Origin of the sequence: Agrobacterium sp. ES01 (assembly GCF_050320885.1) — a bacterium.
GTDB lineage: Bacteria > Pseudomonadota > Alphaproteobacteria > Rhizobiales > Rhizobiaceae > Allorhizobium.
This window is the reverse complement of record NZ_JBNQTH010000011.1, coordinates 80,588-93,997: the sequence shown is the minus strand read 5'-3', so window position 1 is coordinate 93,997 and position 13,410 is coordinate 80,588. Positions and strand designations below refer to the sequence as shown.

Here is a 13,410-nt window from a genome sequence, read left to right as displayed (position 1 = left end):
CATGCTCTTTCAGAATGCCGATGATCTGTTCGTCTGTGAAACGGTTGCGCTTCATTCTCTGGTCCTCTCAATGGGCCAGAGCTTACTTCAAAATGGATTAGAGCGGAGGGGCAAGGTCAGGACGATAAAGGCCCGGGAGTAGCTCAGCTTCGTGTGGGCGATCTGCAGCTTGGTGCGCTCATTGCCGATGATCGCCCAATCTTCCGACCAGTCGAACTGGAAGGCTTCGCCTGGTTCAAACGCCAAGGGCACAAATGTCCCGCGGCCCGTCGTCTGCAATTCCCTCTGACGATCATCGCGCCATTCCCGCGCAAATGCCGCCACGCGATTGTAGGACCCCTCGTAGCCGAGGCTGACAAGATCAGCGTGTAGCTGCTTCATCGTCCGCTTCTGCTTGCGGCTCTTCTTCGACTCCGTCTTCAGCCAGGCCGATAGCCGATCTGCGAACGGATCAAGCTTGCTCGGCCTCTCCGGCACGTTGAACTTCGGCTCCACACCGCCGGCGCGCAGATATTTGCGGATGGTATTCCGGGATAAGCCGGTCCTGCGGCAAATCTCCCGGATCGATAGATGTTCTCGAAAATGCCAGCGTCGGATCACGCTCAGTAACGCCATGTCGATCACTCCAGAGCCCCCGCTGAAAACATGCGAGGGACGGTTGAAACATGGGTCAATTCTCAATGGAAATATCTGGCTGCGCCGGGTCAGCTCTCAGTGGAAATCAACAGCAGTTGGATAAAACTATGGTTGGAGGTCAAGTTCGGCCACGATTTGCCTCACCTTCTCGAGATCCTTCGGTGTATCGACAGACACACCTTGCACAGGTTCTATCTCGACCATTTTAACGTTTACACCGTTTTCGATGAAACGTAGCTCATTCACGTCCTCAATTCGTTCATTGAAGCCCGGCTGGGTGTCGGCAAAAAAAGTAAGCGCTAACTTATTATATATAAGGACGCCGATATGTTTGTAATAGTCAAAATAGAGGCTGCTTTTGGGAAACGGAATTGGCGCACGTGACATAAACTGCGCATTCCCCTGAGAAGAAAATACAACTTTAATGTTAGTTGGATCGATGACCTCCGGAGCAGAGCAGATTTTACAGGTCAAATTCGCGACAAAGGGTACCGTGTTCGGGAAACTTGAAGGTATAATTTTCTCAATAAGCCTATAGTCCACCAGGGGCTCATCTCCATTCACACAAATATATAAATCGGCGTCAACTTTCTGAGACACCTCGTGCAGCCGTTCCGTGCTGGTTCTGTGATTGCTTGCTGTCATCAAGTGGGCCAAGCCGTGGATCTTACACACCTCTGCTATTCGCTCATCGTCTGTGGCTACATAAACCTCAGATATCAGCGCAGATTTTTTAACGCGGTTATAAACCCAAACGATCATTGGTATACCGCCGATCAGCGCCAGAGGCTTGCCCTCAAAACGACTGGAGCCGTACCGCGCCGGAATAACTGCAACTAACTTCATTAAGTCCTCTCCACATGCCCTTCACCTTCAGACACACTCCTATCTTTCTCAGCCCCATCGGTCAAACCGCTAAGGCCCTGAGTTTGCCAAGAGTTTATCCAGCTAATGCTACGCCCCAATAGCTGCACGAAGTGCCCTTGGACTCCCTCTGACCCGAGACCCAATCTCCCTCCATTTTTCGGGAGAGTCTTGGGTTTTCTACTCTGAGACCAAACCTTGGACCGCCGGGAATTAGAGTTTTCCGGCTCTGATCACGATGGCTGGCTGGTTGCGCCACCGGGATTATGCAGGGCGATCGGGACGTTATAACCGATCACCGAGTGAGGACGTTCCTCGTTGTAGTATCGACGCCAAGTCTCCAACTTTTCGCGGGAATCCGCAAGGGTCAGGAACCAATGAGCGTTCAGGCACTCCGATCGCAGCTTGCTGTTGAAGGCCTCGATGAAGCCGTTATCAGTCGGTTTGCCCGGGCGTGAGAAGTCCAGGGTGACGTTGTTGGCATAGGCCCACAGATCGAGGTCCCGAGAGATGAATTCGCTGCCATTGTCTACCCTGATCGTCTTCGGATAGCCGGTCTTTCGGCAGATGCCTTCGAGGGTCTGGACAACATCCTCGCCGCGATAGGTGAAGCGTGCGTCGGCGGCCGGGCAGTAGCGCGAATGCGTGTCGACCACGGTCAGGATGCGCAGCTTCTTGCCGGTTGCGAGCTGGTCGTGAACGAAGTCCCCTTCTCGGCGTTTGCCAGCAAACGCCTGCCAGGGCAGGGCATTGCCCAGACGTCGTTCGGCCCGACAGCCTCCTGACGATCGTCTCTGAGCTTCGCCTTCACCCGGCGCTTGGGATGCTTGTTGCGAAGTTGAAGCCCTAACTCGCTGTAAATCCTGCGTGTCGTTCCGCCGGACAAACGATTCACTGGATCGTTGGTTTTCCCGGCTTCACTCATGTTGATCTTCCAACCATCTCGTCGCAGATGCACATGGACGCGGCGGTAGCCATACCGCACGCGTGTCTCACAAATCTCCTTGATGCGCCGCTCGAGTGGGGCCTGTCCGGTGCGGCGGGATTTGTAGTGGTAGGTCGATGTATCGAACTTCAGGACCTTGCAGGCCCGTCGGATCGATATGCCCCAGTCCACCAGCATCCCTTCGATCAGCTTGCGCTGCCGGACAGGCCTCAGAGCTTTCGGCGGATCACGTCCTGCAGCATCTCGCGGTCCAGCGTCAGATCGGCAACGATCTTCTTGAGCCTGGAATTCTCATCTTCCAGAGCCTTCAATCGACGCATCTCGTCGGGCAGCAGACCCGCATACTTCTTGCGCCAATTGAAATACGTCGCCTGGCTGATCCCCGCCTTCCGGCAAATCTCTGCCACCGGCACGCCGTCGTCGCCCTGCTTCAAAATGAACGCCTTCTGGGCGTCCGAGAACTTCGATGCCTTCATGCTTCCGCTCCTTCTCCCAGCCGGGAGGTTATCGCGGAAAACTCCAATTATGAACGGTCCAGTTTTTGGGGATCAGAGCAATCAGAGCACCTGAGAAGGTCACCCCCCAAAAATACTTAATAAACTCCGAAATACGAATTAAACATCCGCACCGGCACAACGGCACCAAACATCGAACAAACCCTATAGGAAAGGTCGAATAAAGTGACAAATGTCTTCACACACCGCACTGTATTGAGATGGTGAATCATAATTTGTCCGGTATTCTCTCCAATTTGTACTTATTCCCCGGAAATGTGCGAGCCGAAAACGATCATCGGCCACAAGCGGCCCAATGCGCCCTATTCTGTGAACCTGCAAGTCAGCGCCATCCGACAAACGAACCGGGCTAAAAGCCCATTTCGGCAAGCACGGGTCCATTGTTGGATCTAAATGTCGAAAGTCACAATGTATTAGTGGTCGTCGAGAAGAAACTGTTTCTGAGGAAATCCATATACCGGGAACTAGGATGGCTCCGTTGGGTGCAATTTGTACGGCATCACAAATAGATACTCCGCTGTTTGAGTAAATAAGCTCATCTACATCACAGTGAATAACACTTCTGGCCGCACTCAGATACTTCTCACGTGCGTGGTCTAGCATCGCGACCTGCATATAGTCAGCCTCGGCTTTCACCCCAGGCCTCTCCATGAAAGGCCCGATGACGAATGGCCAATGAACGACAACGACTGCTTCAATTCCAGGGACTAGCGAAAGCATATGACACAACTCATCAGCTGTATAGTTCGTGGAACCGGTATCGTATATAAGCAACGCATTTACACCATGAGCCTTGACGTAAAAACTAGCCCAAGTAAAAATCCAACTAAATAGGTTATCTTTATTCAACGTAACTAGTACATTTTTTGACCTGAAGGTACGACTATCAGACAGTGAAATAGGTACACTAATTTCAAAATCTTCATTAATTACAGTAAGTTCTCTGCCCTTCCGCCCAACAATTCGGCTCTTTTGCTTCTTGCTTTCATCCTTTAAGCGAATATTGTCGCTGATATCATTTCCATCAATTCGGAAAACAGAAGAAGCAACATATTCACTGAGGTTCCTCAACGGTGGGCCACAAAGTCTTACTCCGCGCCCACCATGATTTACGTAGGCATCATAGAATATAGTTTTGTAGTCAAACCTCGAAAGTCGCCCAGAAAAATTCTGAACAATGGATTCTGGAGGGCGCCTCTCAGCATCAACTGATTCTGGAATTACTATCGGATTTATATAGTCCACTCTGTAACGCGCAGAAAAAATGTAAACTCGTATTTTATACATCACATTCTTAATGTGATTATTCGCATAATTGAATATTCGTATAAAAAACCCAATCATAACCTGAACAATCCACCTCGCACCAACAATTCTATTTCAATTATGCTTAATGTTTCACATATAATACTTCAGATGCAGTTTCCCTAACAGAATGAATTTTGGCAGCGCCTTACCAGCAGGAGATAATAAGCTACTTTCGATTGAGCATGCTTTGATCTTCGGCTGCCATTGCATTGGCAATTTCTGCTAGATTCCGATCAGCCCCAACCAACCTATCGTGCAATTTCGCGCGTCGCTTAGCCTCAGCTTCATCCTCAAAAACTGGAAACGATGAAAAGTATGGGCTGAAGGCTGAGTTGATATGCCTCACACGATAGTCCGATGGCCGCCCGTACGACGTGACGTAGCGATAATCACGAGACTTGATCCTCAATGAAATCCAGTTTGCATTAACAAATGAAGGCTCCAGGATAAACTCCTTTTCCTGTGATAGCTCAACTGACCGAAAACCAACTTTACCGCTTGCGTGACTCAAAAAATCTCCGGCTCCATCACGGATGTGATAAACATTGTCTGACAGACTATGCCGAATCAACTTCGCAATTCGATTACCGACCACGATGTACTTTCCATCACATTCCCCGTTAAACGATCGAGAAATACTGTTTGGGATGAGATTCGGCAGGCTTGATCGAGGGAAGGCAAACAAAAAGCCGCCGAGAGAAGCATTATTTACCGTGGCGCCAGCAAGGGCGGCCAGTTTAGCTACTCGTTCATGCAGATGGAAAACTAATGCGGAGTCAGGCGGTTCGTTCGCTTCTTCTCTCCCTGTTGCATGTGTCATCGGCCAACTACGCCGGATATCATCCATTCCAATCACGTGGATTTCTTTGATTCCGAGGTATACAGCCAATGGTATAGCCAGGTCAGTAATGACAGCCCCACCCCAAAAGATCTTTTTGAACCGCTTATCGAAAGAATCAACGTGATCCCATGTCTTTGTAAGTGGGAAATGCACCTCAATATCGGAGTAAATTTTCGCCTGATCAAGCGTAGCCAGATCCGCCCGTCGTTCGACCTCCAGATGCTTGACGGTGATCAGCTTTGAGAGTTTATGCGAATTCGTGAGGTCAAGCCTGGATGGATCCGATACGCAAACAATATCTGGACAAAAATGAGTACGGAGTACTTTATTAACTCCAATTACTAGATCAGTATCTAAAAACGCATTGCTGTTTATTTTTGATATACTTGGACCAAGCCCGACAATGAAACATCGTTTAGCGCGCTCGACCTTCCGTGCCAACTCAGGCGAAAAGTTGAACCGATCGATCCGCTTGGACCGTGCGCTGGACAAGGAAGGGTATTTTGAAGGACCTTTCCATGTGGCAAACAGCTCCTTCACTTTCCCAAGGGTTAGGTTAACAACCATCGTGCTCACCTCCGGCCGGAGAGCAGTCAGCTTGGCGCACAGATCTTGATTCCGGACGAGAGGATGTCTTAGATCGCCAAAATGCCTCGCTCGCGAGCGAATGCAATGCTTTACCATATTCCTTGCGAAGCCAATTGTAATTTAGCACAACCTTCCCAGCGAGGGCCAAAAACTCAGCCAAGTTTGCGAAGTAAGCGGCGCTATCTCGGTGACATGTATATCCTTCTCCCTTCCGAAGATCGGCCACAATCACTTCTTTTCGACAGAACGATCCCCTCTCTGTTGGCCTGCTCAAAGGTGAAAAAAGCGCTTTTTTTGAATACAAGAGTGACTTTGGCAAAAGATGCCCGTTCAAACTTAATCTCCGAACAAGATATCTAGAAACGGATTCTTTGCCTCCAGGTCGATGAACCTGGGAGAGCTCGACAGCAAATTGGGGGCGCATTCTTTCGTTGACCACAAATTTCGAAAACAACGCACGACGTTCCACTAGATCATCCTGCTCGCTCCAAAAGGGCACTCCCTTAAGCAAGTCAGACAAAGCGAGGTTTATCGCTTTTGCGCTCTCGTAATGGTAGGTGTTGTTGAACCTAAAGAAGAAACTCCACGCCATTGCAATCAGATTAAAACGCCCGATCTCCATCTTTCCAAATGACAGATGCTGAACGAGGTGGTTCCTCAGATCTAGATAGATGGTGAATGGTGACTGCTTACCTGAAAAAGATTCCTGATGGCTTGCAATACCAACGAAATTCTTTATGCGAAACGAGTTGGATAAGGAAAAAAAGATGTCGTCTCCCCTGACGAAGAAGGGAAACGGCCAGTGTTTCACTGCTGCGACAGGAAAACAGAAATACCACCATGCGCCATACCTGCCCTTATGCGAGGGCCGAGCCTCTGAAGCGATAGATAGCACGCTCTCGAAGTTCCCCAGATCTCTTCCGCTATCATAGGGCCTGCAACGCCTATCGAAATGGGCACCGTTCTCCCACATTCGCTGTTTGCTTTCCTGTGCGATCATTGCACCGCTCACTGCCAAATCCGAATGCTTCGAATACCGCAGGATTGACATTGTTCTTCTGAGTGTTTCAGGAAAGAAGCTCGCATCATCATCCATGAACAGAACATGAGTGGCCCAACCTTCGTCTACAGTGGCTAGCAGGCCACGAGCGAAACCACCTGCCCCACCATAATTATCGTTCTGTATCACTTCCCCCTGAGAAAATGGAACACTCTTGGTCTCACCACCGTTGTCGACCACGAAGAGCCTGAATGCGTCCTTTAAATCAACATTCGTCGAGAAATACTGCTGCAATTTCAAGCAGGTCGCCTGCACAGCATCATTGCGCTTGAAAGTCGTTATAACCGCTCTCAATGATACGCTATTGGGTCCCCCCCCAGAGATCAGGTAGTCCAGATCATCAATAATTACCGTTTCGTCGGACGACACTCTAACGAACAATAATGCATTCGACGACGTAGGCGAGATAGGGATAAATGCATCTGCATCGACACCTTCCAATGCCACCTCAGCCAGTTTTTTATCGACTTTACCATATTCTGCCTGGATCACTTGAACACAGCAACGGCCGCGGATCCTGACACGTAGCTCCAGCTCTAAGTCCCCGGATAGGTCATATGCATTCAGAGGGAAACTGTTGAAATAGCTATCAAAGCTCAACTCCCCGCCCGATGTGACGAAATATTTGTCTTCGAGCTCCGAATACCCAGCGATACCCACAACATGATAGAATAGGTTCTGCTCGCGATTGATTTGGGGATCTGGACGGATGAGGCGATGCACCAATAGTTTGTCGGAATTCGCCTCCGCATTCGTCACAACTGGTCCCATCTACCCTAGCCTTTTTTTTCGCGTACTACAATTTTCGTCAATTTCAGCATGCCCACCCCTCAGACCTGAGGCTCTCCACGATGTTCTCAACAATCGCTGCAACTGACCTGTTCCTATTGGGCATAAGCGCCTCCAACAAGGCAGTTCGTTCCTCTTTCCACTTCCAATCTCCACCACATCGGTAATATTCGATCGCCTTGGCAATCGAATCGAAATCAAACACAGTGTGTGATGCCGATAGTGCTAGGTCACCCAGGGAGTTCATTGGTACGTGTCGTCCAGAGTCGATAAAAACCAATGGTTTTTCGAGCACAGGATACTCGGTGAGAAATGATATGCCATCAGTGACCATCATGTCAGACTGAGCAAATAGCGCCGAATAAGGCCCAGACTCAATGCTGCAATTGGCCAATTCTTCCCATTTGCAGATAAATTGCCCCAGCTCATCAGAAGACATCGCGCCCACACTAACGACGGTCTTGAAAAGCGCCGGATGCGGTTTCATTGCAAAATCGATACCGGGGTTGATTTTTGCAAATTCCAAGAAGTCCGCGCAGATTTTGTCAAAAGTGCCAAAACCCAACCAGTCTCCACGAATTGACCAATGCGGAGCCCAAATGACTTTAAAACGCCCGGTGGAACTTCTGTCACCTACATACTCTTTCTTCGATCCCAAGAGCACATCCAATTTAGGATAGCCGGATACGATAAATTTTGACGGATCACTATGTTGGAACTGCAAAAAGTAGTTTCGCGTCAGCTCTGTCTCGCAGAACACTCTCCATGCCATCCGGTGAAAATACTGGTCAAAGCCTTTTGGGCTGATTGTGGTCTCGCCAGTTTCTCCGTTGGAGTATTTTGCAATTATCGGCGTGCTGTAGGGGATGCAGCAAAGGCGAGCGAAGCCAAGATTTTTTGTCGAGAATTCGGGGGGCACATCTGCCTCCCATTGCGACTGCCGGAATATAATATCAGGAGCAAGTCCTCTCAGAATATCAATAGCGACGGCGGAAACCTCTGCACCCAACCTAAGGTGGGGTACTCCCAATTCATCCAAGGCAGCACTTGTCTCGCTTTCGCCTCCGAATCCCCCATCTCCGGGGAACTTGCGGTTTATCGACGCTACCAAAGGTTCAAATCGATCATCTGATTTCATCGATCGCCAAATTTCGATCTGAGCGTCCCATGATTCGACGGCGTGCACCAAGAAAAGACAGCGTATCCTCTTTGATTTAGTTGAGCATTGACGGGCGACGAGATTCACAGTTTGACGCAATCCATGCATTTCGTCACGAAGTTCGTTTTGCAGTTTTCTGATCTCATTCCGCACATCTTTGGTCTGAGCGATGATCTCGCGGGCAAGATCGGCCCTCAGGCGGTCGAATTCCCGCTTGATGCTGATCATCAAGTAGCTACGAACACTGGACCTAAGGCTTCTCAACGGCTTAGTGACATAGCTCACAATCTCAAATTTCCAATTCCTGCTTCCCATGGCGGCATCCCAATCTATTCAAATGCTTCACGGTTGCACCACTAAACCTATAAAGACAACACCTAGAAGGTCGAGAATGCCGGCGGACAAAGCCGGGCAATCACATTCCTCGTCCAGCCTCAATCCTTTGCAGGATCTCCTTGATCACCCTGATATCGCCCGATGACTGAGACACCTGCGCCTGCAGTTCCTTGATGGACTGCGCGACATTGGCGGATGACTGTTCAACGACCGTCATCCGATAGGCCATGTTTTCAGATTGAGAGGTCAGCTTGCGAACATCGGCCTCGATCCCGCGAAACCTTTCCTCGGTGCGCGCATCGCCGGCCTTCAGTTCTGCCAGGCACTCCTTGTGATAGCTCTCATGGCCCGTCTTCCAGGACTGCAGTTCGTCGATATCCCGACGTGTATTGACCCAGACCGTGACCCCGCCCACCAGTGTGATCGTTAATGTTACGAGCTGCAGGACTGTATTGAGGTTCCATTTGAAGTCTCTATCGCGCTTCGGAAATTGCATCTGAGTGTTCCCTCTCATCCAGCGTGGCGCCCCCTCGGCATGTCGGCATTGATGTCTATCGTGGTGAGGTGCCGGCGGTCCGGCTGTAGGCCTCGCGCATTCGGTCGCGATCGGCGGCGCAGAAGTCGACCCGCCGATCGGCTGCATCTGCTGCCGTTTCCCATGCAGCGATATCCGCCCAGGCAGGCCCACCGGATTTGACCCGCGCCGGCGACGGCCGATCGAGATGCTGCCGGCAGATGTCCGGCTGATCGGCAAGCTCGGTTGCGGTTTCGGCAACCGCTTTGGCCGCGGCTGCATCCGCGATCTCAGCAGTAGCGTTTTCTGAATGAACACAGCCGCCGCCTGTCGCCGTCAGTGTAGTAAGCGCCATCGCCGTCATTGTCAGCAGCAGTCGCAGCGTCGAGCGCATCACGGTCCTCCTGGTCCTTTTGTTTGAGTTCTGCTGCCTCGGCTGAGGCCTGCCGCTGAAGCATGACCGCTGTTTCACGATCACGCTGGATTTTCTCGATCACCGCCTTGGCCGCAGCGAGATCCGCTGCACCAAGCAATTCTGTCGTCGCGGTGGAGACCGCTTCTCGACGCTCCAGCTCGACGCGACCGACACCAAACTCACGCATGATCGGGATCTGATCGACGATCGGCAGTCTGTTCAGCACCGGCACGCCTTCGTAATAGAAGTAGACGGTCGCGGCGACGACGCCGGGCCAGCCGATCATCCGCCACAGCCAGCTCACGAAAGTCTTTATGGCAAGAGCGCTCACGTCCGCCACCCGAAGCGTTTGGCAAGCGCATACCAGCCCTCAGCAATGAGCGGTGACAGGAGACCGAAGGCGATCCCGACATAGCTGTGAATGTCGGGATCATTGATGATGTCCGTTGCCTCTTCTGGCGAGATCAGGCCATAGAGGATCAGAGGCCCTGCCGCGTAGCGCAGCAGAATACGGATAATGGCTGCAGGCATAGTGCCCTCCTCAACGGGTAGCAGCGAGGGAGCCGGCTACGGCGGCGCCCTTCAATGCAGGATAGGATTTGACGGCGAAGGTTTTTGGCCAGCGGAAGGCTATGAACTTTGAGCGCGGGAAGGATGAGATATTGATCGCGTTCGACTGATTGCCGCCGAGCAGGTTGATCTTGTCTCCGCTCACGCCGGCAACCATGCCGACATGGCCGGAGGACGCCGACCATCGAATGACACCGATCGCCCCGACGATCGGCACCTCGGCATCAATCCCGAAATTTGCCCAAGCCTGGGCCCAGAACGGGTTCGATGGCAACGGCTCGTTGGGCAACACCTTGGCAAGGCAGCTTTCCACGGCATCGCCACACCAGGGCAGTGACTTCGGATCACCGAGAAACTTGCCGAGCTTCAGAAAGGCGGTGAGCGCTGCATTGTCGCGAACCTCATGCAGCCCCATGCGGCGATACATCTCTGCCATCCAAGGCGGCAGGGAAGCCGTTGGCGCTGCCGACGACCTACCCGGTGAGCTGTCGATCGGCGACGCCTTCAGCGCAGCAACGGTCGCATCATCCGCCACACCGGTCGGCATCAGTCCCCTGCCCCTCCGGAAGGTATTCAGGGCATCAATGGAGTTTCGGCCCCAGTCGCCATCGACAGTAATGGACGCACCATGGGCGTTCAGTCGGCTTTGCAGCCACTGTTCAAAAGACATCTGATTTTCCTTTTTTTGAAGTTGCGCCTCAGTTGGCGTCGGTCGATCCGTATCTGCGCCCTGTGGTCCAGAGCGTTGGTGTCGCCGGCGTGCCCGCCGGAGAATTGGGTGCAACGGTTTCGCTCGACACACTGGAGCCTTCACCCGTTTCGCTGTCAGCATCAGTTGCGCCGGCCTTTGCCGACTTTCCGTCATAGAGCTTAGCCGAGATCTGCGAGTGCAGGCCCTGTTGTTTGCTGAAGGAATGCACCACCTGGTCGATCACGTAAGGCACGCCATCGAGGCCCGGCCGCACGTTCTCAAACAAGAGTGGTGCACCAGCACGGATCGCCGGATCTCCGACCACAGTGACGGACGAAGCCCCCTCGCCGCGCTTCAGATCCCTGGCCTTGGCTTGAGCTGCCTCGTCTGCCTCGGTCACGCTGGAGAAGGGTTCAGGGATGCGGTAGACGCTGTCGCCGTCTGCATCGGCATCCGCGCCTATCTCGCGGCGCTCTGCCTGCTCTCCGTCCTGATAATAAGCAACGACCTTGCTGTAACGCGTGCGGTCATTGGCTTCGAAGGAGCATGAGCCCTTAATGATGCGATCTGGCGTGATCATCACCGTGCCAAGGAAGGTGCCACCGGCAGAAATGCCGCTGCCCTTCCGGGCAAAGACCAGTCGTCCACCCTTGATCGAGAACAGCGCATTGTTGCGCTCTGCCAGACGGCGGGCAAAATGGATATTGCTTTCGTCCTGCTGGCCGATCCATGGATAGCGGACGGAGGCGAGAGCCGGATCAACCGCCGGCGTCAGCCCGCTCTCCCTGGCAATCGTGCTCAGGATCTGCCCGAGCGTCTGGTCATCGAAATGCCGCTCCTGCCGTTCCTTCAGCTTGCCCGCGCGAAGATCTGCGGATTTGCCGGAGATCGACATGGTGTAAGGCAGGCATTTGCAGGCGACCTTGTCGACGGTATAGCGTCCAACCATGGGAACGCCGAAGCCCTCATATCCCATCTCAAGAGTGATCACCGCGCCCTTGCGCGGCATGGCCAGAAAGTCCGGCGGCCCGTCATTCAGATCGATGTCGATCGTGTCGGCGCTTTCGCCATCCTTGTCTGTCACACTGACGGAGATCAGCCGCTCATAGAAGGCGCCAGCCACTGGCTTGCCGTCCACGGAGAGTTTCACATAGGGTTTCATGATCTTAATCCCACAGGCTTACGAGATTGCGCTGCGGCGTGTCCTCGATCAGATCCGGCATGATGATCACCGTGCCCAAAGGAAGTACCGGCCCAAGGCCGGCAAGGCCCGGATTGGCAGCCAGCACGGCTTCCGTCACGTCACGCGTGCGGCCATAGGTTTGCAGGCAGGCGAGATCGACAGTCTCGGCTGCGCGGGTCTGATAGGTCGTGGTCATAAGGTCACCGGAAAATGGAGATCACTGAGCTCAAGACGCCGGCGGATCGACCGTAACGCTTCAGCATGATGGCATAGGCATTGCGCATGGGAATGCCGGCCGCCGTGTGGAGGCTTCGATCCTCATCGACGGATTGCACCGTGAATGATCCATGGATCACGCCTTGCGCACCGCTTCCAGACACCAGCATCAACGCCTGCCCCGCATTGGCAGCGGCAATGATACCATCCAGCGAGCCCATGCCACCGAACTCCACCGGAAACAGCACACCCCGGATCGTCACCTCTTCCGAGGTCGGACCTGTCCATTGCTGTCGGTTCAGCCCCTGCACCACTTCCTGATCGGCCCACGGCGTATTGATCCGCCGTGTCAATGCATCATAGCCGAAGCCATGAGACTCGAATGCAAAAGCGCCAAGCGCCATGGCGACTGATCCGGACATTGGGATTCCTTAGGATATGATCGTTCTTTCCGCCGAGGTAGCAGTTCGGCCCATCCTGCTCCTTGATTATAGGACAGCGAAGGGCCGCTTTCGTATACAGAGCCGGGAACGTGCCTAATCCCGTCGGCATTGCCTGGGATTTCTGTCGGCGCTAACCTGGTCACAGCTTGGGAGAACGAAGAAGGGAAGAAGAGAGCCGTTCTTGACACGAACTACCCGAAGGCAATCACCGCGTGGTTGAAGGCCTGTGACGCTGCGAAGGTCGGATTAAAACCAGTCAAAACAATCGATCTGCGATTTGGGCGGGTTCAGCAGTCCTAATGGCGCAACACCACACGCCCCGACACAGATTGTTCG

The 13,410-nt window shown here is 52.7% G+C and carries 13 protein-coding genes and 2 pseudogenes; all 15 read right to left on the bottom strand.

Features of this window, described 5'->3' with window-relative positions:
- Positions 1 to 96 precede the first annotated feature (96 nt).
- A pseudogene (locus ACQQ2Q_RS21545) lies at positions 97 to 615 on the bottom strand (IS21 family transposase); the annotation flags it as partial.
- Positions 616 to 741: 126 nt separating this feature from the next.
- The gene (locus ACQQ2Q_RS21540; protein WP_428189194.1) at positions 742 to 1,482 is read right to left on the bottom strand and encodes a 3-deoxy-manno-octulosonate cytidylyltransferase; all 741 of its coding nucleotides are present in this window, start codon (positions 1,480 to 1,482) and stop codon (positions 742 to 744) included.
- A gap of 251 nt (positions 1,483 to 1,733) precedes the next feature.
- Positions 1,734 to 2,922: pseudogene (locus tag ACQQ2Q_RS21535) on the bottom strand (IS3 family transposase).
- Positions 2,923 to 3,105: 183 nt separating this feature from the next.
- The gene (locus tag ACQQ2Q_RS21530; RefSeq protein ID WP_428189193.1) at positions 3,106 to 4,305 is read right to left on the bottom strand and encodes a hypothetical protein; all 1,200 of its coding nucleotides are present in this window, start codon (positions 4,303 to 4,305) and stop codon (positions 3,106 to 3,108) included.
- A 130-nt stretch (positions 4,306 to 4,435) separates the two neighbouring features.
- Positions 4,436 to 5,677 (bottom strand): 6-hydroxymethylpterin diphosphokinase MptE-like protein, encoded by a 1,242-nt coding sequence (locus ACQQ2Q_RS21525; RefSeq protein WP_428189192.1) that lies wholly within the window; start codon positions 5,675 to 5,677, stop codon positions 4,436 to 4,438.
- Positions 5,667 to 7,529: a hypothetical protein gene (locus ACQQ2Q_RS21520; protein ID WP_428189191.1), complete on the bottom strand. Its 1,863-nt coding sequence runs from the start codon at positions 7,527 to 7,529 to the stop codon at positions 5,667 to 5,669. Before ACQQ2Q_RS21520 ends, ACQQ2Q_RS21525 begins: the two co-directional genes overlap by 11 nt.
- A gap of 43 nt (positions 7,530 to 7,572) precedes the next feature.
- Positions 7,573 to 8,934 carry a hypothetical protein gene (locus ACQQ2Q_RS21515; RefSeq protein WP_428189190.1) on the bottom strand — a complete coding sequence of 454 codons (1,362 nt, stop codon included), beginning with the start codon at positions 8,932 to 8,934 and terminating at the stop codon, positions 7,573 to 7,575.
- A gap of 187 nt (positions 8,935 to 9,121) precedes the next feature.
- Entirely contained in the window at positions 9,122 to 9,538 is a 417-nt protein-coding gene (locus tag ACQQ2Q_RS21510; RefSeq protein ID WP_428189189.1) for a hypothetical protein, read from the bottom strand.
- Between the two features lie 55 nt (positions 9,539 to 9,593).
- Positions 9,594 to 9,911 carry a hypothetical protein gene (locus tag ACQQ2Q_RS21505; protein WP_428189188.1) on the bottom strand — a complete coding sequence of 106 codons (318 nt, stop codon included), beginning with the start codon at positions 9,909 to 9,911 and terminating at the stop codon, positions 9,594 to 9,596.
- Positions 9,847 to 10,302, bottom strand: a complete 456-nt coding sequence (locus ACQQ2Q_RS21500; RefSeq protein WP_428189187.1) for a hypothetical protein — start codon at positions 10,300 to 10,302, stop codon at positions 9,847 to 9,849. The genes ACQQ2Q_RS21505 and ACQQ2Q_RS21500 overlap by 65 nt, the downstream gene beginning before the upstream one ends.
- Positions 10,299 to 10,502 carry a hypothetical protein gene (locus tag ACQQ2Q_RS21495; protein WP_428189186.1) on the bottom strand — a complete coding sequence of 68 codons (204 nt, stop codon included), beginning with the start codon at positions 10,500 to 10,502 and terminating at the stop codon, positions 10,299 to 10,301. Before ACQQ2Q_RS21495 ends, ACQQ2Q_RS21500 begins: the two co-directional genes overlap by 4 nt.
- A 10-nt stretch (positions 10,503 to 10,512) precedes the next feature.
- Positions 10,513 to 11,211 carry a peptidoglycan-binding protein gene (locus ACQQ2Q_RS21490; protein ID WP_428189185.1) on the bottom strand — a complete coding sequence of 233 codons (699 nt, stop codon included), beginning with the start codon at positions 11,209 to 11,211 and terminating at the stop codon, positions 10,513 to 10,515.
- Between the two features lie 28 nt (positions 11,212 to 11,239).
- Positions 11,240 to 12,394: a phage late control D family protein gene (locus tag ACQQ2Q_RS21485; RefSeq protein ID WP_428189184.1), complete on the bottom strand. Its 1,155-nt coding sequence runs from the start codon at positions 12,392 to 12,394 to the stop codon at positions 11,240 to 11,242.
- A 4-nt stretch (positions 12,395 to 12,398) separates the two neighbouring features.
- A complete protein-coding gene (locus ACQQ2Q_RS21480) occupies positions 12,399 to 12,611 on the bottom strand; it encodes a tail protein X (RefSeq protein ID WP_428189183.1) in 213 nt (70 codons plus the stop codon).
- Between the two features lie 4 nt (positions 12,612 to 12,615).
- Entirely contained in the window at positions 12,616 to 13,053 is a 438-nt protein-coding gene (locus ACQQ2Q_RS21475) for a phage tail protein (RefSeq protein ID WP_428189182.1), read from the bottom strand.
- Positions 13,054 to 13,410 lie beyond the last annotated feature (357 nt).